Source organism: Corynebacterium sp. L4757 (assembly GCF_043673995.1).
Taxonomy (GTDB): Bacteria; Actinomycetota; Actinomycetes; order Mycobacteriales; family Mycobacteriaceae; genus Corynebacterium.
In genome coordinates this window covers 207,791-232,776 of the sequence record NZ_JBIMEN010000005.1, presented here as the reverse complement: position 1 = coordinate 232,776, position 24,986 = coordinate 207,791, and the positions used below count along the sequence as shown (strand labels likewise).

At 63.8% G+C, this 24,986-nt stretch carries 17 protein-coding genes and 7 pseudogenes; 8 read left to right on the top strand and 16 right to left on the bottom strand.

Going from position 1 to position 24,986, the window contains the following annotated elements; all coding sequences use genetic code 11:
• The 12 genes and pseudogenes from ACG98I_RS08310 to ACG98I_RS08255 form a co-directional block, all read right to left on the bottom strand.
• Positions 1 to 441: vitamin K epoxide reductase family protein (locus tag ACG98I_RS08310; RefSeq protein ID WP_394719927.1), on the bottom strand; the 441-nt coding region annotated here is incomplete at its 3' end.
• Between the two features lie 33 nt (positions 442 to 474).
• Positions 475 to 1,146 (bottom strand): annotated as a pseudogene (locus ACG98I_RS08305) (HAD-IC family P-type ATPase); the annotation flags it as partial.
• Positions 1,135 to 1,316: pseudogene (locus ACG98I_RS08300) on the bottom strand (MBL fold metallo-hydrolase); the annotation flags it as partial. The pseudogenes ACG98I_RS08305 and ACG98I_RS08300, both read right to left, overlap by 12 nt.
• 645 nt (positions 1,317 to 1,961) lie before the next feature.
• The gene (cydC, locus tag ACG98I_RS08295; protein WP_040355500.1) at positions 1,962 to 3,626 is read right to left on the bottom strand and encodes a thiol reductant ABC exporter subunit CydC; all 1,665 of its coding nucleotides are present in this window, start codon (positions 3,624 to 3,626) and stop codon (positions 1,962 to 1,964) included.
• A gap of 26 nt (positions 3,627 to 3,652) precedes the next feature.
• Positions 3,653 to 5,275 (bottom strand): ABC transporter ATP-binding protein/permease, encoded by a 1,623-nt coding sequence (locus ACG98I_RS08290; RefSeq protein ID WP_040355498.1) that lies wholly within the window; start codon positions 5,273 to 5,275, stop codon positions 3,653 to 3,655.
• A gap of 5 nt (positions 5,276 to 5,280) precedes the next feature.
• The gene (gene cydB, locus ACG98I_RS08285) at positions 5,281 to 6,282 is read right to left on the bottom strand and encodes a cytochrome d ubiquinol oxidase subunit II (RefSeq protein ID WP_003847484.1); all 1,002 of its coding nucleotides are present in this window, start codon (positions 6,280 to 6,282) and stop codon (positions 5,281 to 5,283) included.
• Between the two features lie 2 nt (positions 6,283 to 6,284).
• On the bottom strand, positions 6,285 to 7,910 hold the full coding sequence (locus tag ACG98I_RS08280) for a cytochrome ubiquinol oxidase subunit I (RefSeq protein WP_040355493.1): 1,626 nt from the start codon (positions 7,908 to 7,910) through the stop codon (positions 6,285 to 6,287).
• 298 nt (positions 7,911 to 8,208) lie between these two features.
• A complete protein-coding gene (locus ACG98I_RS08275; RefSeq protein WP_394719924.1) occupies positions 8,209 to 8,859 on the bottom strand; it encodes a vitamin K epoxide reductase family protein in 651 nt (216 codons plus the stop codon).
• A 9-nt stretch (positions 8,860 to 8,868) separates the two neighbouring features.
• Entirely contained in the window at positions 8,869 to 9,576 is a 708-nt protein-coding gene (locus tag ACG98I_RS08270; protein ID WP_394719922.1) for a DsbA family protein, read from the bottom strand.
• Between the two features lie 104 nt (positions 9,577 to 9,680).
• Entirely contained in the window at positions 9,681 to 10,010 is a 330-nt protein-coding gene (locus tag ACG98I_RS08265) for an ArsR/SmtB family transcription factor (RefSeq protein WP_394719920.1), read from the bottom strand.
• A gap of 143 nt (positions 10,011 to 10,153) precedes the next feature.
• Positions 10,154 to 10,945: a M23 family metallopeptidase gene (locus ACG98I_RS08260; protein WP_003847988.1), complete on the bottom strand. Its 792-nt coding sequence runs from the start codon at positions 10,943 to 10,945 to the stop codon at positions 10,154 to 10,156.
• Between the two features lie 341 nt (positions 10,946 to 11,286).
• Positions 11,287 to 13,347, bottom strand: a complete 2,061-nt coding sequence (locus ACG98I_RS08255; RefSeq protein ID WP_394719918.1) for a bifunctional copper resistance protein CopD/cytochrome c oxidase assembly protein — start codon at positions 13,345 to 13,347, stop codon at positions 11,287 to 11,289.
• 298 nt (positions 13,348 to 13,645) lie between these two features.
• Here ACG98I_RS08255 and ACG98I_RS08250 point away from each other — a divergent pair.
• The 4 genes and pseudogenes from ACG98I_RS08250 to ACG98I_RS08235 form a co-directional block, all read left to right on the top strand.
• Positions 13,646 to 14,077: pseudogene (locus ACG98I_RS08250) on the top strand (copper resistance CopC family protein); the annotation flags it as partial.
• A 79-nt stretch (positions 14,078 to 14,156) separates the two neighbouring features.
• Positions 14,157 to 15,198 (top strand): annotated as a pseudogene (locus ACG98I_RS08245) (SURF1 family protein).
• 123 nt (positions 15,199 to 15,321) lie between these two features.
• Positions 15,322 to 17,409 carry a heavy metal translocating P-type ATPase gene (locus ACG98I_RS08240; RefSeq protein ID WP_394719916.1) on the top strand — a complete coding sequence of 696 codons (2,088 nt, stop codon included), beginning with the start codon at positions 15,322 to 15,324 and terminating at the stop codon, positions 17,407 to 17,409.
• Positions 17,410 to 17,885: 476 nt separating this feature from the next.
• A complete protein-coding gene (locus ACG98I_RS08235) occupies positions 17,886 to 18,164 on the top strand; it encodes an SHOCT domain-containing protein (protein WP_003847971.1) in 279 nt (92 codons plus the stop codon).
• A 747-nt stretch (positions 18,165 to 18,911) separates the two neighbouring features.
• On the opposite strand, the gene ACG98I_RS08230 is transcribed toward ACG98I_RS08235, so the two are convergent.
• Positions 18,912 to 19,142: a hypothetical protein gene (locus ACG98I_RS08230; RefSeq protein ID WP_088859150.1), complete on the bottom strand. Its 231-nt coding sequence runs from the start codon at positions 19,140 to 19,142 to the stop codon at positions 18,912 to 18,914.
• Positions 19,143 to 19,328: 186 nt separating this feature from the next.
• Here ACG98I_RS08230 and ACG98I_RS08225 point away from each other — a divergent pair.
• Positions 19,329 to 20,036, top strand: a pseudogene (locus ACG98I_RS08225) (IS5 family transposase); the annotation flags it as partial.
• Between the two features lie 243 nt (positions 20,037 to 20,279).
• Here the strand turns inward: ACG98I_RS08225 and merA are convergent.
• Entirely contained in the window at positions 20,280 to 21,701 is a 1,422-nt protein-coding gene (merA, locus tag ACG98I_RS08220; protein WP_394719914.1) for a mercury(II) reductase, read from the bottom strand.
• Positions 21,702 to 21,799: 98 nt separating this feature from the next.
• On the opposite strand from merA, the gene ACG98I_RS08215 reads away from it, so the two are divergent.
• Positions 21,800 to 22,189 (top strand): heavy metal-responsive transcriptional regulator, encoded by a 390-nt coding sequence (locus ACG98I_RS08215; protein ID WP_003847964.1) that lies wholly within the window; start codon positions 21,800 to 21,802, stop codon positions 22,187 to 22,189.
• Between the two features lie 268 nt (positions 22,190 to 22,457).
• On the opposite strand, the pseudogene ACG98I_RS08210 reads toward ACG98I_RS08215, so the two are convergent.
• Positions 22,458 to 23,171, bottom strand: a pseudogene (locus tag ACG98I_RS08210) (IS6 family transposase).
• 304 nt (positions 23,172 to 23,475) lie between these two features.
• Between ACG98I_RS08210 and ACG98I_RS08205 the strand changes: the two are divergent.
• Both ACG98I_RS08205 and ACG98I_RS08200 read left to right on the top strand, forming a co-directional pair.
• Entirely contained in the window at positions 23,476 to 23,835 is a 360-nt protein-coding gene (locus ACG98I_RS08205) for an ArsR/SmtB family transcription factor (RefSeq protein ID WP_394719912.1), read from the top strand.
• Positions 23,836 to 24,432 (top strand): cadmium resistance transporter, encoded by a 597-nt coding sequence (locus ACG98I_RS08200; protein ID WP_394719910.1) that lies wholly within the window; start codon positions 23,836 to 23,838, stop codon positions 24,430 to 24,432.
• Positions 24,433 to 24,608: 176 nt separating this feature from the next.
• Here the strand turns inward: ACG98I_RS08200 and ACG98I_RS08195 are convergent.
• Positions 24,609 to 24,809, bottom strand: a pseudogene (locus tag ACG98I_RS08195) (recombinase family protein); the annotation flags it as partial.
• Positions 24,810 to 24,986 lie beyond the last annotated feature (177 nt).

The following is a 24,986-nucleotide window of genomic DNA, read 5'->3' as shown; positions in this document are numbered from 1 at the left end:
AATATGGATGACGAACAGGGCCTGGTACCACAACCAGACGATGAACAGCAGGCCCACGGTCACCCCTGCCTGCAGAGCCCCCCAGTACCAGTCGGCGAAGCGGGCCCCGGATAGCATGGCCATCGCCGTGGTGATGACCACGGCGAAAGCGACGATGCCGATCAGGGGGTTGGGGAAGCCGAGCAGTTCGGACTGCCAGGTGCCCATCACCTTTCCACAGGAAACCAACGCGTTGATGTCGCAGGTGGTGACATGTTCGGCGTCCTCGTAGAGGGCCAGGCGTTCGAGCACCAGGATGCCCGAGGCCACCCATCCGATCACACCGGTGATCAACAGGATGAGGGCGAAAGGACGGTTCCGGGCGACGGCCGGCAAAGAGGGGTCAGTGTTCGTCTCGGTCACAAGAACCTCATTGTCGTCGGCGGTGGGTGAGTGCGTCATGGATTCGGGTTAGTCGGCGGCAGCCGCGTCGACCAGGAGGATGGCCACCGTGGCCAGGGCGATGGCGATGTTGACACGCATGGTGCGTACCGTGCGCTGAGCCAGACCCAGGGCGTAGGGCAGGCGAGGCAGCTTATCGGCCATCAGGGCGATGTCGGCAGTTTCGATGGCAGCCGGGGAGCCGGCGGCTCCCATGGCCACGCCGATGTCGGCCTGGGCGAGTGCGGGGGTGTCGTTGACGCCGTCACCGACCATGGCCACGGTGTGGCCCTTTTCCTGCAGCTCACGCACGATGGTGAGCTTGTCCTCAGGCATCAGCTCGGCGTGAACCTCGTCGACCCCGAGTTCGGCGGCGACGTTGCGGGCCACCCGCTCGGCGTCACCGGTGGCCATGATGACTCTGGCGCCCTTCTCGTGCAGGGCCTGGACTGCGGCGTACGCGTCATCGCGGATGGTGTCGGCGACGGCGACGATGCCGATGGCGCGTCCGTCGACGCCGACGTACATGGCGGTCTTGCCCTGGTCGTTGAGCTCGAGGATGCGGGTGTTGTCCGGGGTGACATCAAGCAGGTCTGCGGAGCCGACGGCGACAGTCTGACCGTCGACCTGGGCGCGGATGCCCTTGCCGGTGATCGGGGTGGCGTGGTCGACCATCTCCACGGTCAGGCCCTTGTTTTCCGCGCCGTTGATAATTGCCTCGGCCAGCTCACGGGTACCCGACAGGTAGTCGGCGTGGATGTGGGTCTCGGTCACCGCGACGATCGTCATGTCGTTTTTTCGGCCATCGCCCGGTAGACCTCGATGTCTCGGCGGGGATCGACCACCACGGCCGTGTTCTTGGCCTGGCAGCCGATGAAGTAGCTCGCCTGGGCCAGGTCCTCGTCCTAGATGCGTTCGATGAGCATGGTTTCTCCTTCGCAGGAAATCGGGGACAGCCGGGGACGTCTTCCCCGGTCCTACGACACCACCATAATACCCCCAGGGGTATTGAACAAGAAGTACCCTAGGGGGTATATGATCAGGGGAAATGGAGTGAAACGTAGGTCAACTCATCAGGGTAAATGCCCCAGCCCCCCCGGAACGATCGATCATCGACCGTCCCCGTCGATGAGGGACCACTTGCGGTCGGCGACCCAGGCCGAGAGCATCTGCCGGGGAGATCGGCCGCCGCCGCGACAATACCCCTGTCATTGGCTGCGGTCACCGGTGGGAACGCTCCCGACTCGTCCGCGATGCTGTACGCCAAGGGTGGGACGAGCACGCCTACCGGATGGTGAGGCAGATGCTCACCGTCAACGAGGATCAACTCGCACTAGGGCAGAAACCGAAGAGGGCAGCACCCAGGTCCCCGACCACACGGTCAGGGGACCTGGGTACTTATATTGCGGTGTTCTCTTGCCTTGTGAGGGGCAGCTCGATGCCGGTTTGGTGGGTGTCGAGCACATCGGCATCACCCTGCGGTGACCGGCTCACCCCGACTTGCCTCCGGGCTCAGGAGGCGTCGACAAGCAGATAAGCACTTAGGGGTGCTCCGTCACCGGGTCGGCGTAGCGGCGGATGTCTACTTCTCCGACTTCAGTGTTCCCGCCGTCCTGCTTATCCGACCGGTGGGTGACCACGATGACGCTGCGTCGGGTCCGCGGTCCGGGTAGCGGCTTGGCCAGGAGGGTGTCCAGCAGGTCGTCGGCATCTGCCGCGTCAATGTGTTCGGTCGGCTCATCTAACAGCAGCACCGGCGCGGTGGAACATAGCGCCCTGGCCAGCAGCAGACGGCGGCGCTGCCCGCTCGACAGGGAACCCGCGCCGTCGGCAAGCAGCAGGTCCAGCGGGTCGGTGACCGGTCCCACAGTCTCCCGCAGCCAGTCATCTAACCCCACCGCATGCAGGACCTCCCATAGTTCCCCGTCACTGGCGGCCGGGTTGGCCACGAGGAGGTTCTGTCGGATAGTGGTGGAGAAGAGCCATTCGTCCTCCGCGTGCACGCGGACGGTCTTCCGCAACGCGGCCGGGTCGATCTCCGGCACACGTTGCCCTCCCAGCGTGACAGAACCGCTGCGTGGTGGCACCAGGCCACCCAGGGTCTGCAGCAGTGTGGTCTTGCCGCAACCGCTGGGGCCGCGAATGACCATGCGCTCACCGGGTGGCAGATCCACCTGCCAGGTGGTATCGCCGAAGCGGCAACGTAGGTCGGTGGCTTTAAGGTGACAGCCATCGAGCTCCCACGCCGTCGCCTCCCCGCCGTCCGTCGCCGAAGTGGTGTCGGATTCTTTGACCAGGTCGGTGAGTCGGTGGGCGCTGCGGGAGGCCTCGTCGGCGTGGATCGCAGCTTCTGAGAGCTGGGCGTGAGACTCGAAGGCGGCCAGCGGCAGCAGCACCATCATGCCCAGCCAGGTGGGGTCCCCGGTGTAGGTCAGCGCGCCAACGACCACGGTCAGCGCCGCCGCCAGACCGGTGGACCAGGTGATCAAGACCTGTGAGGTGGCCAGCGGTTTCTCGGCGGCGACGGTGGCGTCGCTGCTGCGTCGCGACGCCGTGAGGGCCCACTCCTCGCGTTTCGCCCCCAGGCCGGCGGCGGCGAACTCGACGCGGTGGTCCAGCAGTTCATCCAGGGCCACGTCGAGGTTGTCCTCGGCGAACACTCGGCGTGAACGTCTGGCCGCCCGCACCGCCAGCCACGGGGTGATAAGGCCGGTGACCATGAAGCCGAGAGTCAGGACCAGGCCCGCTGCCGGGTGCAGCCAGGTAGCGCCGGCCACCGCGAACACGGTGAGCACCAATGCCACCCCACCGGGGACGACAGAACGGACGATGACGTCAGTGATGCGTTCGGTGTCGGCGACCAGGCGCACCAGCCCGTCACCGCGGGTGAAGAGGTGTCCTCGGCCGGTGCCGGTGTGGTCAAAAGCCAGCGCGTCGAAGACCCGTGACCGCAATGTGGTCAGGGCCCGCAGCGCGATGCGGTGGCTGAGCAGCCGGTCCACGTAGCGGAATACTGCCCGGGAGATGCCCAGGCCGCGCACCGCGGTGACCGCGACCGAGAGGTCCAGCACCGGTGGCATCTGCCAAGCCTTGGTGATTAACCAACCGGAAACGATCGTCAGGGTCAACGCAGAGATCAGCGTGATGGAACCGGCAGCGATACCCGCGACGACCTCGCGGTAGCGCACGCCGGCCAGGCGCAGCATGGCGCTCAGGGCGCGAAATTCGGACTTCACAGGTACACCACCTCATCCGCGATCGCGGCCAGCCGGACGTCATGACTGGCCACCACCACCGTGTGTCCGGCCGTTGCACGCCGCCGCAGCTCAGCGGAGAGGGCCTCCACCAGCTCCGGACTCAAGTGCGCGCTAGGTTCATCCAGCAGATACAGCGTGGGGCCGGTGCCGCCCGCCAGGGTGCGCGCCAGGGCCAGGCGTTGGCCCTGGCCCGCCGAGATGCCTTCCCCCGCCGGTCCGAGGCGGCGTTCCAGCGACACGTCGAAGCCCAGGTTCCGAGCGGTTTCGGTGGCCGGCCCACGCTCGGCACCCAGCAGCACGAGGTTGTCCTCTACGCTGCCCTGCACCAGTACCGGCCGGGCCGGCAGATAGGCCGTGCGCACCAACGGCGCAGCGACGACCCGTCCGGTGACCAGATCATCCGGCAGCGCGCCCAGGACGGCGAGGAACACAGTGGATTTTCCGGAACCGTTGTCGCCGTACAACACGGTGATCGTCCCAGGTTCGGCGGTGAAGCTCAAGTTCTCCGGCTTCATGCCGTCGCGGCCTCTCACGCTGAGGCCGGTGACCGTCAGTTGGGCGTCTCCAGGTGATTCGCGGTGGGTCAGATAGGTCCGGCCGCGGTGGTCCGCTCCGGCCCCGGATGTGTCGGTTGCTTTGGCATCCTCATCCAGCAGCTCCAAGATCTCCTCGACGGCGGCCAGCCCATCGGCTGCGGCGTGGAAGTTCGTACCCACCTGCCGGATCGGGTTGTACACCTCCGGGACCACGATCAGCGCGATCAGCCCGGCGGTCAACTCCATGTTCCCGTCCACCAGGCGCAGCCCGATGCTCACAGCAACTAGCGCCACCGCGAGGGTGGCCAGGAACTCCAGGGCGAAGGAAGAGAGGAATGCCAGGCGCAGCACCGACATGGTGGCCTTTTCATGGCGACGCCCCGTGGACCGCAGCTGCCTACTCGGATGACGGATGGCTCCCAGCGCCCGCAGCGTTAGCGAGCCGGAGAGTAGATCCGCCAGCTGCCCGCCCAAAGCAGCGGTCACCTCCAGGCGGCGTCGGGTATGCGCGGCGGTCAGCTTGCCGATCAACACCATGAAGGCCGGGATCAGCGGCACCGTCACCAGCGCCAAGATTCCGGAGACCGGGTCCGCCACCAGCACCACCACCAAAGCGGCCGGAGTAGCCAGCACGACGGCGACCAGCGAGGGCAGAAATTCGCTCAAGTAGGGCCGGAAGTCCTCGATACCGTCGGTGAGTACCTCACGCCAGTGGGCCGATTCCTCCTGCACGCGGCGGGGATCGCGGCGTCGCAACGCGGTCAGAGCCTTGGCCCGCAGCGTATCCACGACCCGTCCGACGCTCTCCGAGGAGGCGCGTTGCGCATGACCGGACACGACGCCGTGGACAGCAATGACCACGAAAAGTGCCACCACTGGCCAGGTCAGCACGTCCCAGTCGGCGCCGCGGTCCAAGATGACGCGGGCTGCGATCCAGCCGATGAGCACCCCGCGGGCGAGCACTAACACGGTGGTGAGCGCCTGCAGAACGCCGGTACGCAGGATCAGGCCCCACACCGGCGGAACCAGAGCAAGGAGTCTGGGGTCAATGGGTCCCTGCACGCGGCTCACACCGTGATCCGCTTGGCGAAGGACCAGAAGGTCCAGCCCTGAGCGGCCAGGATGAACGGCACCAGGATCAGCACACCCCAGGACAAAAAGACCAGCGTGTAGTCCGAACTAGAGGCGTTATAGATGTCCAGAGACACCCCGCCCGGCAGGGAGGTAGGCATCACGTTCGGGAACAAGGTGACGAAAATCTGCACCACCAGGGTGGCCACAGCCACGGCAGTGGCCGCGAACGCGAGGCCGTCGTGGCCCCGCATGATGGCCACCGAACCGATGAGCACGCACAGTGCGAGCACACCCACCGCGATCCAGATGACGGGATCACCATGTGCCAGCTGAGTCCATACCGCGAACCCGACGGCCACCACGGCTGTCGGGATAGTCAGCCGTTGGGCTAGGCGATGGGCCCGGCTGCGCAACGGTTCGTGCACCTTGAGCCCCAAAAAGGTCGCGCCGTGCACCATGAACACCAGAACGAAGGTCCCCGCTCCCAGCAGACCGTAGGGATTGAACAGGCCAAACATCGCGGTCAGACTGGAATCGATCTGCCGGTTGGCGTCGATCGCCACGCCCTGGACGATATTGGCGAAGGCTACACCCCAAAAAATCGCTGGCACCCAACTGCCGATAGCCAACCCGATATCGCAGCGGTCCCGCCAGGCCTGGGTGTCGACTTTGACGCGCCACTCCAGGGCGACGCCCCGCAGGATTAGGGAGAGCAAAATGAGCAGCAACGGGAGATAGAAACCGGAAAACATCGTGGCGTACCACTCAGGGAAGGCTGCGAACATGCCACCCACCGCCACGATAAGCCACACCTCGTTGCCGTTCCACACCGGTCCGATGCTAGTGGCCACCGCGTCGCGACGCCGCGCACGCTCCTCACCGTCACCGCCCAGGAAGGGCAGAAGCATACCGACACCGAAGTCGAAACCCTCCAGGACGAAATAACCGACGAACAGGAAAGCGATCACGATGAACCACAAGGTCTGCAGATCCATGATCAATTCCCCTTCTCATCAACGGTGCGCTCATCACGCTGTCGGCGTGGTTTCGTGGTGACAGCTGCGGAACCCCGGTCGGCGGGTTCGGACTCTTCGGCGCTGGGGAAGTCGTCGGAGCTGTCGGCGTTGAAGCTCAGCGGTTCTAGCTCCTCGGCGTCCGGCCCGTAGGTGTCCTCGACGATGTTCTCGGAAGCGCCAGATGCCAGTGCCCCGGCAACCACGAAGCGGCGCATGAGCCAGAACCAGACCACGGCGAGGATGCCGTAGATCAGGGTGAAGGCGATCAGGGAAATCCAGACGGTGGCCACCGAGTGGTTGGACACCCCGAAGTCCACGATCAGGTGGATGTCGTTCTCCCCGTTCGGGCTATTCTCCGGACCGAAGTCAGGATTCGGGTACACCACCCAGGGCTGGCGCCCCATCTCGGTGAAGATCCAGCCGGCGGAGTTAGACAGGAAGGGGAACGGAATCGCGATGAGACCCAGCCAGGCGAACCACCGCCTGTCGGTGGTGCGTTTCTTACGGGTCAACCAGAAACCGACGATAACCACCAGGATGGAGGCGGCCATGAAGCCGATCATCAGACGGAAGGACCAGTAGGTCACGAACAGGTTCGGAGAGTAGTTGCCCGGACCGTAGAGCTGCTCGGCCTGGGCCTGCAGGTCCGTGACACCCTGCAGCGTTACACCGCTGAATTGGCCGCCGGCCAGGAATGACAGAACCCAGGGCACACTGAAAATCTCGGAGACGGAGTTGCAGTCGTTGAACGTGCTGATAGCCAAGATGGAAAACCACGGGTCCTCCTCCGTATAGCAAAGGGCCTCCGCGGAGGCCATCTTCATCGGCTGGACCTCGAACATCACCTTGGCCTGCAGATCACCGGTGATGGAAACGGAGACGATCCCCAATAATGTGACCCACAGTCCCATGCGCAGCAGGGGCCGCCACAACTGCCCGGCATCCTCGGCGTTTTCGCCCGTCTTTGCGGCGTGACGACGATCGCGCACCATCCACCACGCACTAATGCCGGCGACGAAGGTGCCGGCCACAAGCACGGAACCGGCCACCGCGTGCGGGAAGGCCACCAGGGCCACCGGATTGCTCAGCAGTTCCCAGACGTTGATCAGTTCCGCGCGACCGTTCTCGTAGTTCATCGCCGCCCCCACCGGGTGCTGCATAAAGGAGTTCGCCACGATGATGAAGTAGGCCGAGACATTAGTCGCGGCTGCGACGATCCAGATGGACGCCAGGTGTATCCAGCGGGGGACTCTTCCCCAACCAAAGATCCAAATGCCCAAGAAGATGGACTCAAAGAAGAAAGCTGCCAGCCCCTCCAGGGCGAGCGGACCACCAAAAACATCGCCGACAAAGCGAGAGTACTCACTCCAGTTCATGCCGAACTGGAACTCCTGGACAAGGCCGGTGACCACGCCCATGGCGAAGTTGACCAGGAACAGCGTGCCGAAAAACCGGGTGGCGCGGTACCACATATCTTTACCGGTGCGATGCCAGGCCGTCTGCATGATTGCCACCAGCGGAGCGAGTCCGATGGTCAGGGGGACGAAAATGAAGTGATAGACAGTCGTGATGCCAAATTGCCAGCGTGAGACATCGACAAGATCCACAGCGTATGCCTTTCGCAGTTGAAAAACCGGCACAGTAACTCATCGCCACCGCGACAGCTTCTTTTCCGGCAGGCGTGGCGAACTGGCCTCACACACTCCCGGCTCGCGATTCCTGCCGACACCCGATCTAAATTCAGGTATACCCAAGTTGTCGGTCCGGCTGAACGGAAAGTTCCGAGAACGTGACGAAGGTCTCCACCCGAAGCCCATTCGAGTTGATGCAGGTCACCCCAGGTCTGGGCCTGCGTCACACATGGCCCCGGAATCACCGGCGCTGGGAAGTGGCCGCTCGCCAAGGTCAGAGGCTGGTGAAATCGGAGTAGAAGCTGACAAACACCGAGGCGGCCACGGCGACGTAGACCACGGCGATCAGGGTGCCTGCCCACTGGGAGGCAAACCGCACCACAGCAGGCGAGGCGGGGAAGAGGCCGTGGGCGAGGTTGCGTACTGTGAGCAGGATAAACAGCGGGACCATCATCGCCCACACCACCATGCAGTACAGGCACAAAATATGGATGACGAACAGGGCCTGGTACCACAACCAGACGATGAACAGCAGGCCCACGGTCACCCCTGCCTGCAGAGCCCCCCAGTACCAGTCGGCGAAGCGGGCCCCGGATAGCATGGCCATCGCCGTGGTGATGACCACGGCGAAAGCGACGATGCCGATCAGGGGGTTGGGGAAGCCGAGCAGTTCGGACTGCCAGGTGCCCATCACCTTTCCACAGGAAACCAACGCGTTGATGTCGCAGGTGGTGACATGTTCGGCGTCCTCGTAGAGGGCCAGGCGTTCGAGCACCAGGATGCCCGAGGCCACCCATCCGATCACACCGGTGATCAACAGGATGAGGGCGAAAGGACGGTTCCGGGCGACGGCCGGCAAAGAGGGGTCAGTGTTCGTCTCGGTCACAAGAACCTCATTGTCGTCGGCGGTGGGTGAGTGCGTCATGGATTCGGGTTAGTCGGCGGCAGCCGCGTCGACCTCGGCCCGGAACTGCTCCAGGGAGTCCGGGGTCAGGAGCTGACCGTCGAGGAAGAAGGTCGGGGTGCCGCGCACACCCAGGGCCGTGCCGTCAGCCACATCGAGTCGGACCCGTTCCTCGGTGGCCGGATCGGCCACAGCGGCGTCAAAGGCGGCCATGTCCAGACCCAGGTCCTCGGCGAAGCCGCGGAAGACCGCGCTTTTGTCCTCGGCGGACTCACCCCACTCAGACTGGGTCTCAAACATCCGGTGGTACATCGAGTCGTATTGTCCCTGCTGGGCGGCAGCCTCCACAGCCACGGCAGCGGGCATGGAGTTGCGGTGACCCGGCAGCGGGAAGTAACGGTTGACGAAGGTGACGGTGTCGGAGTACTCCGCACGAAGTTCCTCCACGAAGGGGTAAGCCGCCCGGCAGGCCTCGCACTCGAAGTCGAGGAACTCCACCAGCACGGCCTTCTCGTTCGGCGCCTGGGACAGCACCCGACTGTTGTCCCGGACCACCTGCCCCGCATCACTGGTCACGGTTTCCGGGGCGGGCGCAGAAGCGGAGTCGGATCGGCCGAGGAAAAAGGCGACGATCCCGGCGATGACGACGATTGCCAATAACGCCCAGACAATGATCCGGGCTTTTCTCCAATTCCCGGAGGGCCGGGCGGAGGTGGTGCGGTTGGTGGGGGTGCTCACGAGGGGTCCGTTCTATCTCTGGTGGAAATTAAGGGATGTCCAGGCCGTGGGCCCCGGGGGACCCGGCAAGGTGGCGACGAAGTCCTCCAGGACCGAGACGGTCATCAGCAGGTGCATCCGTCCGGCGAACAACAGGCCGGATCGATGGTGACCACCAACTCCAGTAACTCGCCAAGGGCGTGACCCAGCTGGGGATCAGCCAGAGAATACCAGACGCTGCGCCCCTCCGGGGTGGCGGCCACCAGCCCGCATCCGCGCAGACAGGCCAACTGATTCGACATCACCTGTTTGGAGACATCCAACTGCCGGGCCAGGTCCGAGGGTCGGGCGGGCCCGTGGCGCAAGGCCAACAGGATCCCGGTCCGGGTGTCATCAGACAGGGCATGGCCCACCCGGGACAACGCCGAGGTGTGAGTGACGGTCACCGTGCTCATAATCGTAGACAGTACACAATCCCCTGTACTACTCCTCGGTGCCCTCGGCGGAGGAGTGCGAGATGACCTGGAGCATGTTGACACCCGGACCACAGACGCTGGCCTGAGGGTCAGGACCGGGTTTTCTCCCGGGTGGGGGAAGGTTAGAAGGTGATGCCGTGCTGGGCGAACCAGGGGGCGGGGTCGACGGCGCCGCTGCCGGTCGGGTAGAGCTCAAAATGCAGGTGGGAACCGGTGGAGAAACCTTGGTTACCCATGCCGGCGATCTTCTGGCCGGCGGTGACCTGCTCACCCACGCTGACATCGAGGGTTTCCATGTGGCCGTAGACGGCAATGGAGCCGTCATCGTGCTGGATGCGGATCCACTGGCCGAAACCGGAAGCCGGGCCGGAGTCGATGACGGTGCCGCCCATGGCCGCAAGAATTGGGGTGCCCACGACGTTGGCGATGTCTAGTCCTGCGTGGAGGCTGCCCCAGCGCATACCGAAACCGGAGGTGAAGGTGCCTTCAGTGGGTTTGACCACGGATGAGGCGTTGGCCAGGCGTTCTGCCTCAATCCGTTCTGCTTCCAGACGTGCAGCCTCAGCGCGGGCGGCCTCGGTGCGCTCGGCGGCGTACTCAACCGCCTTGTCCAACTGCTCGTTGATATTGGTTACCGGCTTATACTCCGAGATCGTCAGGATCTGCGGGGCCGTCTCCGTCGTGTCCGGGGGCAGCGCGGTGTTATTGGTGGCCAACTGCACGCCACCGACAATGTCCTGCGGGGAGATCGGGGCCTCAGCCTGGGTCTGCAGCGTGGCGGCGGCGGCACCACTGAGACCCGCAGACGAGACCGCGCCCGTGGCCACGGCCACCAGGGCTACGCGGCTCTTGGTTTGCGGGGTGGGGATCTTGCGGTGTTTTCCTCCGGCTGGTCGCTGAGCCTTCAGTCGCATGAATCTTCTTCCGTCGTTGTCCGTTGGTCCGTCCCACTCAAGCCCACCGCTATGCACGATGGAGACCAGAATGTGACCGTTCCGTTATTTACGGACGTAACAGTAGCGTCTCACTCCCCAAGAAATCCAGTCGGAAGACGAACTCTGTGCTTCTTCCACCTTCTTCACAGCCCGATCGCCGGGGATTGTCAGGGATTAGCGAGGACGACGCCAATGTGCCCGGAGAGCTCTTGCCTGCTCCTAGCTGACCTACCTAGAAATCGGGCACGGCCAGGGGCAATCCGGGCAGGACTGTAGCCACCGGCGGCGTCCCGGCCGCTCCTGGCGAAATCCCACCGGTACTACTTGGCGGGCGGGGACAGGGAGGGTGTACCGGTTCCTCCGGTGTCGGGGGTGGCCACCTCCTCGACACCCCGGGTGCTGTCGCCACTCCCCTGCACCTGGCGGCTGAGCAGAAAAACGACGAAGGCCAGCGGGATGACACCTGCGGCCCAGGCCAGGACGGCGGCGCGCTGGTCGGCGAGCAGATCCAGCTCCCAGGGCAGGAGCAGTGAGCGGTAGAACTCTTCACCCACGATGGTGTTGAGCTGGAGGAGATAGACGCCGAAGAGCAGGTGGACGGGCAGGGAGGCGACCAGCCATCCCAGGCGGACGGCGGCTGGGCGGCGGTGCGGAAGGGGATCAGGTCCACACATCCCCCAGAAGTAGAAGCAGCCGGAGACCAGGAGCACAGTGTTCATGATCAGATGTCCTGCGTACTTGGAGATCAGCAGCTCATAGAGCGGGATGAGCAGGTACATCACGTAGAAGAAGAACAGGAACTGCAGGGTGTTGACCACCGGATGAGTGATTATTCCCACCAACCGGCTGCGGGTGAAGGCGCGCACCCAGTCGTGGATATTCGGCCTACCCGGGGCCCCCGGGGCGAAGGCGGTCATCAGCAGGGTCAGCGGGGCGCCGAGCACGAGGAAGATGGGGATGACCAGCGACAAGATAATATGGCCGAGCATGTGCACCGAGAAAGTAGCGGGCATGTTCATCCCGATCCCCGAGCTCATCGTCACCAGCAGGCTCACGCATCCGGCCAGCCACCAGACGGTGGAGGTGGTCGACCAGGTTCTGCCGGCCTGGCGGGTGCGCCACACCGCGTAGAGGTAGCCGGCGGCCAATAGCAGGGCGAGGGTGCCAAAGAGCAGGTCAAAGCGCCACATGCTCCACACGTTGAGGGCGGTGGGTTTCTCGGACAGCTCGTAGCCGAGCTTGGTGGCCATCTGTGAGAGGTTCGGGATGCGCGGTGGGGGCGGCGGGGTGCGTCCCATGGTGATGGCGATACCGGTGACCGCGGCCATGACAAGCACCTCGATGATGGCGACCCGGCGGAACAGGCGGTGATCCGTGGGATCGGCCTGCACCTGCGGGATGACCCAGGCCCGGTGGATCCAGCCGAAGACACCGAGGATGATCACGCCGATGGTCTTGGCGACGATGATCAGTCCGTAGCGGGTGGTCAACAAATCGCTCAGTTCGATGCGGATGACGGCGTTGACCAGCCCGGACATGGCCATGACGATGATGGAGACCAGGGCGATCGTCGAATAGCGACGCAACGCAATATCCAGGTCAGGTCCCAGGCGACGCCCGTGGGCGAGCAGGGCCATGAGCCCGCCGACCCAGATGACCAGGAAGATCAGGTGCCACAGGTAGGAGTTGGTGCCGTGGTCGTGGTTACCACCCGAGGAAGAGTGTCCCGTCAGGCCCAGGGGGATGATCATGAGGATTGACCCGAGGAGCAACAGTGGTTGGGTGATCCACGCCCGGCTCATCATGCCTGTAAGTCCGGTGACCAGGGCAATAAGCGCCACGATCAGCCACACCTGGGCCATGGCCACCTGCTCGACGGCCACCGTCAGGGTCTCCAGGCCGAGTGTCTGGGCCAGGGGTGTGCCGGAGACATCCGAGAGCACCAGCGGGATCATCAATAACGCAACAAGCCCAAAGCAGAGGGCCGCGACTGCACCGGTACGCGAGGCCAGGTGCCCGTCCACACTCAACGAGGCCTGGTGCAGGCGGTCGTTATCACCGCCGGGCAACCGTGGGGAGATGAGGAAAGCGGAGAACAGGAAAGAACCGGCCGACAGGGCAGCGAGCATCCAACCGACCGCGCGGAAAAACGGCAACCCGAAGGTGGTCGCGATGCCCGGGTTGGGGATCCCCAAGGCCGCGAGGGATTCGCCGAGGAAGCTGTAGGCAACCGTCCCGCCGACTGCACCGGCGACGGCGAGAAAGAGCAAGTACAACGGCCACGTGGGGCGTACCCGCTCCTGAGGCCGGCTCCCGATGGTGGGGGTCTTCCCTGCGGTCGTATCCGTGGCAGTGGGGGTGTCATTTACCGGGTGGGTCATCTGTGTCCATTTCGCCGTCCAAGCCGCCTCCGCTCTCCTGATGCGTTCGGAAGCTGGCGTGGGGTTCACCCTAATGGGGCCTGCTGGTGTTCTTGTAAATTGCCCAGGGACCAGTATCTTCCCCCGGTTCACCCCCTGCAGGGGTGCATCTACCTGTGAAGAACAACACCCGGTGAAGGCGGCGTGGCCGGGAACTTTCCCCCCGTCCGTTCCGACCACTCTCTTGGTACCTCCCGCAAGCAGGTGCCGTAGTCGCTCACATCCGGTTGAAGAGCCGGCCCAGTCCAGGAGGACTTTCGTGATCATCTCTCCCATGCTCCCTCGTCGTGTCATCGCCGCTGTGGTGGCGGTCGGTGCCCTGAGTGTCGTAGCCACCCCGGCTGCCCTTGCGCATGACTCGGTGATCGGTGGCAATCCCGCGGACGGTGAGGTGGTCGAGGAGTTCCCGCGCAGCATCGAACTGGAGTTCTCGGGGCTTCCCCAGGAGGGTTTCAGCACCGTGGCCATCACCGATCAGGATTCCGGTGACCTCCTGTTCAGTGGTGAGCCGACCATCAAGGATCGACTGGTGACCCTCGACCTGCCGGCGGATATCAGTGGTGGACCAGGCGACTACACCGTGGGCTTCCAGATCCTCTCCTCCGACGGCCACGCCACCCGCAGCTCAACCACCTTCACCGTCGCCGGCGACGCGGCCGCTGCCACCACGGATGAGGATGCGCACGGAAAGACCCGGGTCTACTAGTGTTTTCACCCATCAGCACACTGGAAAAGAATGCATTTTCTCACCGGACGGGGAAGTAGAAGTCATGGCCGTGAGCAGCACACATGAACGCAGGTACGAGCGGGCCGCGCAGAAGAAGGGCTGGAGGACATTCCTCCGGCCCGGCTGGGTGTTCGGTGTCCTCGCCATCATCGCCTTCTCCTATTTCTCCTTTACCTTTCTGGCCCCATGGCAGCTGAGCAGGGACGGTGCCATCGTCGAGCGCAACGATCAGATCGAGGCCGCCTTCGAGGTCGAGCCCGTCCCCGCCGAGGAGGTCTTCGACGCCCAGGGCAGCATTGAGCCTGAGGAGGAATGGGCGCGGGTCATCCTTGAGGGCCACTATCTGCCCGAGGATGAGGTCTTGATGCGCAACCGTCCGGTCGACTCCTCCCCCGCCTTCCACGCCCTGACCCCCTTCCAGCTGAACTCCGGTGAGGTGATCCTGGTCAACCGTGGTTTTCAACCGCCGTTCGAGGGCGGTGTCCCCCCCGATGGACACCCCGCCGACCGGTGAGCAGTCCATTCTCGGCCACGCCCGATTTGCCGAGCAGACACCGATGTCCCCGCCGATCGAGGACCAGGGCTACCGCCAAGTCTACGGCATCAACACCGAGCAGATCGCCGAGGTGACCGGCACAGATCTCGCACAGGACTATGTGCAGCTGGCCGAGGGACAGGCCGGGGAGATCAACGCCATCCCGGTGCCCATGCTCGACCGCGGCTCACACCTGTCCTACGCCTTCCAGTGGATCGCCTTTGGCATCATGGCCCCGCTCGGCCTGGGCTACTTCATCTGGGCGGAGTTAAAGGAACACCGCCGCGTGCGCCGCGAGGAGGCCGAGCTTTCCGTCGACGCCGCATCCGCCGAGCAGACCACGGACCAACAGGACGGTGACACGGATTCCGGCACGATGGGCACCCTCCGCACCACTCATCCGGAGAACGACACCCCTGGCCCCGCCCCTACCGGAACCACCACGTCCGCATCCTCCGGTGACCGTTCACGCATGTTGCACGACCGCTACGGTGACAGTCGACCGGATCACTCCCGAAAATTCGCTCGTCGCCAGCGCGAACGGTTCTAACCGTGGCCTTCCCCGCAGCACCGTTCAACCCGCCTCACACTTGCGTGGGCCGTACCAGACCGGATGCCATCAAGCATTTTCAATAAGCTTTCAATAAGGGGATTTCCCTGCTAGGCTACAGGCATGAGCACGCCCGACCACGGCCATGACCCCGGCCAGCCCCATGCCCCGAACGGATCCCCCACAACCCTGACACCGACAGCGCCGACCACCCCTACCGGCGATCATGCCCACGGCTCCGCACGCTGGGAGTTGGGGTTCTCGATCGCCGCCGGCGTCACTTACGCCGGTGGGATGATTGCGCAGTTCGCCTTGGGGCTGCCGATGGTCGGATGGCCGTTGGCGTTCTTTCTCGCCACCTACTTCTTCGGCGGGTTCTTCACCATCCGCACCGCGATCTCCTCCACGCTGCGGGGGAAGTTCGAGGTTGACTTCCTCATGCTTGTCGCCGCGGTCGGCGCTGCCCTCATCGGCCGGTGGGCGGAGGGAGCGGTGCTGCTGTTCTTGTTCAGCCTCGGCCACGCCCTCGAGGAGTACGCCCTCAGCCGCGCCAGCAAGTCCATTGAGGCCCTCGCCGAACTCGCCCCCCGCCACGCCCTGGTGCGCCGCGGTGATACCGAACCCGTGGAAGTGCCCGTGGAGGAACTCGTGGTCGGAGACATCGTGGTCATCCGCCCGAATTCCCGCATCCCCTCGGACGGGTTCGTTATCTCCGGGATGTCCGCCGTTGATCAATCAGCGGTCACGGGCGAGTCGATCCCCGTGGAGAAGGAACCGGTGGCCGACCCACAGCGGACGATGCACACGATTGACACCCTCCCCGCCGCCAATCGAGTGTTCGCCGGCACCGTGAACGGGTCCGGCGTGCTCGAGATCGAGGTCACCGCGACCGCCGCCGACTCAACGCTGAGCAAAGTCGTCGAGCTCGTTCGCACCGCCGACCAGGCCGCGTCCCCGACCCAGCAGTTCATCGACCGGTTCCAGCGCTGGTACGTGCCCGCCGTGATCCTCGGGGTCATCGCCACCTTGTTGGTGTCGATGTTCGTGTTCGCGCAACCGTTCTCCGACGCTTTCTACCTCGCCATGACCGTGCTCGTCGCCGCGAGTCCATGTGCTCTCGCGATCGCCACCCCAGCCGCGGTCCTGGCGGGTGTGGCTCGCGCTGCCCGGGCCGGCGTGCTCGTCAAGGGCGGTGCCCCGCTCGAGACACTGGGCCGAGTAAAGGCGATAGCGTTCGACAAGACCGGCACCCTCACGTGGGGCGCGCCCCGAGTGACCTCACTGGCCTCCGCCAACGATACGTCCGAAGCGGAACTGATCCCCACACTTGTGGCTGTCGAATCGCTCAGCGATCACCCCCTCGCTGCCGCGATCGTCCGCGACCTTGCCCCCCGCGTCCCGGAGACCGAGCGGTTGGTGGCCACCGATCTCTCTGCCCTCACTGGACGCGGCATCACTGCGACGATCGACGGAGAACGGGTGGAAGTGGGCAACCTCCGCATGTTCGATGAGCAGCAGCTTAAGCTGCCTCCTTCGCTGGCCGAGGCCTACACGAAGGCCCGCGACTCGGGGCAGACGTTGATGGTGGTCCGTCGTGGTGACCGCTTCCTTGGGGTCGTCGGAGTGATGGATGCCTCCCGCAACGAATCTGCCCAGGTGCTCAGCATGCTCCGGGACACAGGGGTGGGCCATCTGGTCATGATCTCCGGCGACAACCAGCGGGTGGCCGACGCGGTCGGCCGGGAAGTCGGCGTCGACACGGCGATCGGAGAGCTGCTCCCCGAGGATAAGGTCACCCACATCACGGGCCTGGCCAAGACATACCATCCGATCGCGATGGTCGGCGACGGTGTCAACGATGCCCCCGCCATGGCCCGCGCCGACGTCGGCATTGCGATGGGTGCCGCTGGGTCGACGGTCGCGCTGGAGACCTGTGACATCGCGTTGATGAGTGACGACCTCGGACGCGTCCCGTTCGCTGTCCGGCTGAGCCGGGCGACTGGCCAGATCATCCGGCAAAACCTCATCGCCAGCCTCGCAGTCGTCGTTGTCCTCATCATCGCGACCTTCCTCGGGTTGAATATCGGCGCCGTCGTGCTTATCCACGAGGGATCCACTCTCATCGTCGTCGCAAACGCGCTGCGCCTGCTCAACTTCCAGAAGGGCAAGGAACACGCTGGCATCGACCACGAAGATAAGCCCACGCACTGACGCTTCCCCCTGCCAGTCACCAGTGGGGGCAGTTTCGAGAACAGTCCGAAGCCGCGTTCACCCTCAGGCCAGCGAAACCGTCTCTGACCTACTATCGACTCCGCGTGACAGTGTCATACCTCGGCGCCTAGCCACACACATCCTCCGTGAGGTAAAGGCAGGCAAACGACTTCTGCCCCTGACAGCAAGCCTCGTCTGACGTGATCATTCAGCTGCCCTTCTCTGGAGATAAAGACAGCCACCCAGGATGAGTTCCTGCATGTCCTCTCTGATGAAGAATTCGTGAAGATTCTCGTCCCAGACTGGCTTTGTGACTGGGTTCTCCTCAATAGTCGAGGCAGGAGAGCATGCCACCTATTCTGGTGGCCACAGGCAGAAGAAGAGCTGCTGGCGGTACTGATCCGGAAAATGTGGAAGGCCTGGCGCTCCCCCGGCGACGATGGTCAGCTGCTCGGGAAACCCCGAAGGAGTGAAACATGCACTGGGATGGAGACCACATGGGGGGCTGGGGCATGGGAATGGGCTGGTTGGTCCTGGCCCTACTCGTGCTCGGTATCGTGGTCTTGATCATGATCATGGTCGGCATTTTCCGCGGCCGAATAGGACGAGGCCCAGGAGGCGATGACAGGGCTCAGGGACCGGAGCGCAATCGGGCACGAGACATGCTCGATGAGCGCTATGCCCGAGGGGAGATCGACGCCACTGAGTACGACGAGAAACGGCGGCGTCTTGAGAACCGTAAGGATAAAGATTAGGCCCTGACGCCACTCAGCCGAGGACAATGGGCCCGGGTGGAATCGGCGTCTCCAAGACCGGGTTGCCCTGGGCCCACCCATTCGCCTCTTCTCCCAGGTCTCTGGTGGCGACGACGCGGGCATCCTCGTGGGAGGAGACCTATGGCAGCCGGAAGTACTTCACAGCCAGGACGGGCTACTGCAGGTGAAGATAGTTGCCGCCCAGCAAGAGGTGGATATCCGCGGATGTCAGGCTCAGGTTCTGGCTTATAATGGCACGATTCCGGGATGGACCTGGCGGGTGAGCCCCGGGGACTAGTTCATCCCAAAGCGGTTCTTTTTTCGTGACTTACGCGGTGACGATGCTCCTCCGGGAAGCCTTGGTCGCTTCCCGCGGTTACGGCACCATGTACGCCGCGCTGGCTGGCGTCGCCATCATCACGGCCGTCTTCTATCACGGGTTCCACCGGCGTAGAGCTGTCTGACCCCCGCTTATCCACGCCACCCCCTCCCCACCTTTCCTTCAAGGCCACACGCTCCCGGGAGCGTGTGGCCTTTGTGATTCGGAGCGCATTTCTCCACTCAGAAACTGGGTCTGAGCTGGAAGAATCCTGACACCCTTCTCCCACTTGCGCGCTAACCTGGGCTTTTTCCCCTGCATACGGCCCGGGATTCTGACAGTCAAATTATAGGCTGACGGGGGGCTTGCATACCCCAAGGCCCGTATGTATGGTTCTGCGAATCAATAACGAAACGGTCACGATGTGCTCACGATTGAGTTATCGCCCAGGCCCGTGCAGTGGGCAGCATGACAGGAGTAGAACCATTTCCAGCCCGAATCAGCGGTCCACTAAGAGCCGCATCGCCCTCATGGCCGCTGCCATCGGCGCAGTCTCCACCGCCGGCGGCTACAGCCACGAGGGCGAGACGCCCCTTGGTCTGCGAGGTGGTGATCGTGCGGTGTTTTCCTCCGGATGACCGCGAAGCCTTCAGGCGCATGACTCGTCTTCCGTCGTTGTCTGTTGTCCCGCCCTGAGCAATTCCAGCGATATGTCCGTTGGAGATCAGACCGTTACCGTTCCGTTATCTAACGGAGGTAACACTAACGCCTGAACTTCTCCGATGTCCACCTTGCGGCCCCTTTAGTGATCTTCTCCACACTGTCCCCAGCTCCCACCGGCGTGCGCTGGGGAACCCTCCACGCGGGTCTACGCCCTGTTTCGTGCCTGGCAACTATCCGGCACCTGGGCACAGATCGAAGCCGCCCTTCAGTCCCGAGCCGATGGCCAGGGACAACTCGGATGGGACATCTCCGTGGACTCGACTACCAGCCGGGCGCATATCCACGCCGCCGGAGCGCGGCGAGATTCCTCCGACCGCCTCGACGGCGAACCGGACAACCATGCCCTCGGCCGGTCTCGGGGCGGGTTCTCCACCAAGATTCATCTGGCCTGTGACCATCACCTACAGGCGGTGTCGTTCACGCTGACCGCCGGGCAGGCCGGTGACAGCCCGCAGCTGACCGAAGTCCTGGACCGGATTCGGGTGGCCCGCCCCGGGCCCGGTCGGCCCCGCAGTCTGCCGGATCGGGTGCTGGCGGACAAGGCCTACTCCTCACAGGCGAACCGGTCGTACCTGCGGTGCCGGAAGATCACCACCACGATCCCGGTCAAAAAGGACCAGGCCGACAACCGTCAGGCCAAAGGGTCTGCCGGTGGGCGGCCACCGGCCTTCGACTCTGAGGCGTATAAGGGCCGCAACGTCGTCGAACGCTGCTTCAACGCGCTCAAACACAACCGCGGGGTGGCCACCCGATACGACAAACTCGCCATCCGGTTCGAGGCAGTCATCCGGGTCGCGAACATTGACCGCTGGCTCAAACGACTTTCATAACAGGTCCTAGTGCCCATGAGGACTGACCGGATGGTGTTCAGAAGTCGTCGTCACACCCCTGGTCACCAGGGCCGATCTGTGCCAACACCTTCTGACACTGACACCTGCCGGGCACCCGTCCCCCTGGGGTGTGCCCTATCGAATCATCTTTATCTCAAAACCGACAGGAGCCACCAAGGGGGAGGGGCGCTCATCGTCTGCACCTCTTCAGGATGAGATCTCCCCGATTGCCTGCGTTGCCGTTCATGCGCAGCACGACAGCAGCGACGGGTCGGTGGTGAAGGCCTTCGCGGCGATCCGGATGCCCTCGGCCATGGTCAGGTAGGGGGCCCAGGCGTCGGCGATCTCGGCGACGGTCCTGCCGAGCACGTGGACGCCTGCGGCGGCGAGCTCCCCGGCGTCCTTGGCGACGGCGGTCAGGCCGAGGATCTCGTTCGTCTCGGCGTTCACGACGATCTTGATGAACCCGCGGGTGTCGCGGTTCACCAAGGCGCGGGGCACGTGGTGCAGGGGCAGGACGCGGCAGTCGCAGCGGATCCCCGCGGCGAGGACGTCCTTCTCGGTCATCCCGACCGCGCCGATCGCGGGCCCGGTGAACGTCACCCGCGGCAGGCGGGCGTAGTCGACGGACCGGTCGGCGTCGGCGAACGCGTTCTCGGCGACGAGGGTGCCGTGGTGGGCGGCGACGTAGACGAACTCGGGGTGCCCGGTCACGTCGCCCGCGGCCCAGATCCGCGGGTTCGAGGACTGCAGCCGGTCGGAGACGACCACCTCGCCGGAGTCTCCGGTCTTCACCCCGACCGCATCGAGGTTCAGGCCATCGGTGACGGGACGGCGTCCGAGGGCGACCAGGACCTGGTCGGCGCGGAACTCCTGCGAGCCGCCGGACACGGCGGCGGTCACGACGGCCTCGCCTCCCGTGCCGCGAGAGACCCGGGTGGGCACTGCGCGGCTGACGACGCGGATGCCCTCGTCGGCGAACACCTCCTGGAGCGCCTTCGACACCTCCGGCTCCTCCTTCGAGGCGAGCCGGGACCGCACGAGCAGCGTGACCTGCGAGCCGAGGCGGGCGAACAGCTGCGCCTGCTCCAGGGCGATGTAGCCGCCGCCGAGCACCAGCAGCGACTCGGGGACCTCCGTCAGCTCCATCGCCGTGGTCGAGGTCAGGTATCCGGTCTCCTCCAGGCCGTCGATCGGCGGTGCCCACGGGCGAGAACCAGTCGCGACCAGGTAGTGGTGGGCCTCGATGGTCTCGACGCTTCTGTCGGCTCCGGCAACATCGAGAACCGGCGCATCAGGGGTGCCCACGAACGAGGCGTCGCCGCGGAGGACCTGCCAGCCGTAGGAGTCGGCGACGTCGGCGTACTTCTCGCCGCGCAGCGACTCCACCAACGCTTGCTTCCCAGCGATCAGCGCGGGCATGTCGACGGGATCCGCCGTCGTCGCGATCCCGGGGAACCGGGTTGCGGCGTCGACGGCGACGTGCCGCGCGCCGGCCGCGGCGATGAGCGCCTTCGACGGGACGCAGCCCGTGTTCACGCAGGTGCCGCCGAGCGTCCCGCGCTCGATCATCACCACCGACTTTCCGAGCGTGCTGGCGCGGATCGCAGCGGCGAACGCGCCGCCTCCCGATCCGATGATGGCGAGATCGTACTTCGTAGGCATCTCTGCTCCTGTCAACTCTTGGCTTTCTGCTCTGTCTCAGCCATACTGGACCTTCCAGTGCAGGGGAAGGTCAAGCGCGGCCACGGAGGGAGACAGCAATGCGGATCGGAGAACTCGCCGAGAGGGCGGGCACTACCGCGAAGACCCTTCGCTTCTACGAGGAACAGGGCCTTCTGCCCCCGACCGAGCGCACGCCGTCCGGATACCGCGACTACGCGCCCGAGACGGTCGCTCGGATCGACTTCGTCCACCGCGGCCAGGCCGCGGGCCTCACCCTCGCCCAGATCCGCCAGATCCTCGACATCCGCGACGGCGGCCAGGCGCCCTGCGAGCACGTGCGCGACCTGCTTGACGTGCGCCTCGCTGAGATCGAGCAGCAGATCGCGCAGCTCTCCGTGCTGCGCGACACTATCGCGGACCTCAGACAGGACGCCGCGCACCCGGACCCTGAAACGTGCAGCACCGATCAAGTGTGTAGGTACTTGTAATCCAATTGGGCACACCTCCTTAGCAACCACGCTATGCGAGAGTTGCAGCTCGACGAGAGCCAGGATGACAGGATTAACCGCCAGGAGCTATCTATAAATAGGGACTATTTCTTACCTGGAAGTAACATTTTGGCGGTTGAGGATAATACCTTTGGTGCATTTTGAGCCAAAAGCTTCTTGGCCTCTGGATGGTGCTGTTGCAAAGTTGGGCGGAGAGCAGCGAAGACTCAGTTTCTCGTTCTCTGATGGCCGCTGCGTGTGGGCGTTGTTAGGCCGTCTCGAAGACCCGGTTGACGATCACCGCGTCCGGGTTCGGTTGCCCGTGAGGTCAAACATCGTGCCTTGCCCTTTCCGCAATGAGTGCATCGCCTCCATCCCTTTCAACGTCCGATATGCAGATGTCCGGTTCTTAAACGCGCCTTTCGGCCCCAGGATCCGCTTCAGCCGACCATGGTCGCCTTCCAGGATGTTGTTGAGGTATTTCACCTGCCGGTGTTCCACTGTTGGCGGGCAGATTCCCTCTGACTTCAACTCGGCGATTGCCCTGGCTAGAGACGGTGCTTTATCTGTATTAATCACCCGCGGGAACCCGGCTGACGCATTGGATCTGAGGGCCTTGGCCAGGAAACGCTTCGCTGCGGCCACGTTCCGCTTCGGAGAGAGGTAAAAGTCCAGGGTCTGGCCACCGGCGGTGATCGCCCGATAGAGGTAGCACCACCTGCCGCCGACCCGGATATAGGTCTCATCCACCCGCCAGGACCGGGCCTGCCAATCAGGTACCTGCCGGTACCAGCGTGTTTGCTTGTCCAGCTCAGGGGCGCATTTCTGGACCCAGCGGTAGATCGTGGTGTGATCGACCGGCACGCCCCGCTGAAGTCATCATTTCCTCCAGATCGCGGTAGCTCACCACGTAGCGGCAGTACCACCGCACCGCCCACAGAATGATGTCACGGGGGAAATGACGACCGGAGAAGATACCCATGGCTGTGATTATTTCACGTCGCTCTTCCTACTGCCCCAACTTTGCAACAGCACCCTCAAAAACGTATCAGAACCCGTGCGGAGGTCAGTGAATGGGCACATAGAATACGGCACTGTGTTGTGATACAAAAACGTAACGCACCCACCTTTACGTATGGGACCATTTCGGAAACCGGGTTTTTGTGTCAAAAACGAACGATTTCGACACAGGCAGTACCGAAGGGTACTGGTGTCCCACACATCACCGTCGGGCCGACGTTCGACCCTCGTTGCAACAGTTCAGCAACAGCTGTATAGTTCAGTACATGCTGACTATTGCTACACGCTTGGACGTGATGAACCGATTGGGTCGGGCGATGGCCGATCCCACCCGATCCCGTATTCTCCTGACCCTGCTGGGCGGCCCAGCCTACCCGGCCGATCTCGCCCGGGAGCTGGAACTGACGCGGTCAAATGTGTCGAACCACCTCACTTGCCTACGGGACTGCGGAATTGTGGTCGCCGAACCGCAGGGGCGGAAGACCCGCTACGAGATCGTCGACGCCCATCTTGTCCAGGCGTTGAACTCACTGCTGGATACCACTCTGGCTGCCGACGAGAATGCCCCGTGTATTGACTCGGCATGTGACGTGCCCGGGTGCGCCACCGGAGAGGGGAACAGGTAAGTGATAACTGGTCTCCTGGGGGCGGTTGGTCTGTTTATCGCCACCAATATCGACGACATCATCGTGCTCTCGCTGTTCTTCGCCCGTGGGGCCGGCCAAGCAAGGACCACACTTCGGATCCTGGCCGGGCAGTACCTTGGTTTCGCGGGCATCCTCGCAGCCGCGATTCTGGTCACCCTAGGGGCGGATGCTTTCCTGCCCACCGAGGTGATCCCCTACTTCGGGCTGATCCCCCTGACCTTGGGGCTGTGGGCGGCCTGGCAAGCCTGGCGGGGAGACGATGACGACGACGATGACGCGAAAGTCAGCGGAAAGAACGTAAGCGTTTTGACCGTCGCCGGGGTGACCTTTGCCAACGGTGGCGACAATATCGGCGTCTATGTCCCGTTTTTTCTCAACGTGGATACCGCCACCGTTATCATCTACTGCGTTGTCTTTCTGATTCTGGTGGCGGGCCTGGTCCTGTTGGCGAAGTTCGTGGCCACCCGTCCACCCATCGCGGAGATTCTCGAACGCTGGGAGCATGTGCTGTTCCCGATCGTTTTGATCGGCCTGGGTATCTTCATCCTCGTCAGCGGCGGCGCCTTCGGCCTTTAATAAACTCATCCCCCGTGCTGCTAGGGCCTCTCTAGGTTTCCTTACCGGCATCAACTGAACCGCCCATGAAGTTGTGAAAAGCCGCTGCCGCAGGGACTCGACCACGCTAACGCGACAGAAATTCTAAAACTTCCCTATTGGGGTGTACACGCTGCTACAGCTTGAGGAGCATCTGACCGGTCGAGCGTGTGGACGACAATGATATCGCCTTCACGAGCCTGATCCAGTGCCTTGTGCAGTCCGGGGCGGTTGGTGGTGGATCCGGATTTCTTATCAACGTAAATGTATTTGCTGGCAATACCTTCCTGGCGCAGAGCGTCGATCTGTCGGTCAAGGTCCTGTTTCGCGGTCGACACCCGGGCGTAGCCAGTATCCATAACCAGAATAGTGCCGGAAGTCCATTCTGTAGCGGACATTATGGGACATGGCTGTGGCATGACTTGTGGGACATGCTCCTCCTGGGACTGTGTATTTTCAATCCATTGTCATTGATGTGTCCCACTTCCTTGAAAGTGAGACGCTCGGGAAAGGCCGGAAGGGGCCTCTTTCCCGAC

Excerpts from the sequence above, each read along its gene's own strand:
- ACG98I_RS08275 (WP_394719924.1), bottom strand. The coding sequence starts at position 8,859 with ATGACGCACTCACCCACCGCCGACGACAATGAGGTTCTTGTGACCGAG.
- cydB (WP_003847484.1), bottom strand. The coding sequence starts at position 6,282 with ATGGATCTGCAGACCTTGTGGTTCATCGTGATCGCTTTCCTGTTCGTC.
- ACG98I_RS08235 (WP_003847971.1), top strand. The coding sequence starts at position 17,886 with ATGCACTGGGATGGAGACCACATGGGGGGCTGGGGCATGGGAATGGGC.
- ACG98I_RS08260 (WP_003847988.1), bottom strand. The coding sequence starts at position 10,945 with ATGCGACTGAAGGCTCAGCGACCAGCCGGAGGAAAACACCGCAAGATC.
- merA (WP_394719914.1), bottom strand. The coding sequence starts at position 21,701 with ATGCCTACGAAGTACGATCTCGCCATCATCGGATCGGGAGGCGGCGCG.
- ACG98I_RS08265 (WP_394719920.1), bottom strand. The coding sequence starts at position 10,010 with ATGAGCACGGTGACCGTCACTCACACCTCGGCGTTGTCCCGGGTGGGC.
- ACG98I_RS08215 (WP_003847964.1), top strand. The coding sequence starts at position 21,800 with ATGCGGATCGGAGAACTCGCCGAGAGGGCGGGCACTACCGCGAAGACC.
- ACG98I_RS08240 (WP_394719916.1), top strand. The coding sequence starts at position 15,322 with ATGAGCACGCCCGACCACGGCCATGACCCCGGCCAGCCCCATGCCCCG.
- cydC (WP_040355500.1), bottom strand. The coding sequence starts at position 3,626 with ATGCTGCGCCTGGCCGGCGTGCGCTACCGCGAGGTCGTCGCGGGTATC.
- ACG98I_RS08205 (WP_394719912.1), top strand. The coding sequence starts at position 23,476 with ATGCTGACTATTGCTACACGCTTGGACGTGATGAACCGATTGGGTCGG.
- ACG98I_RS08255 (WP_394719918.1), bottom strand. The coding sequence starts at position 13,347 with ATGACCCACCCGGTAAATGACACCCCCACTGCCACGGATACGACCGCA.
- ACG98I_RS08230 (WP_088859150.1), bottom strand. The coding sequence starts at position 19,142 with ATGCGCCTGAAGGCTTCGCGGTCATCCGGAGGAAAACACCGCACGATC.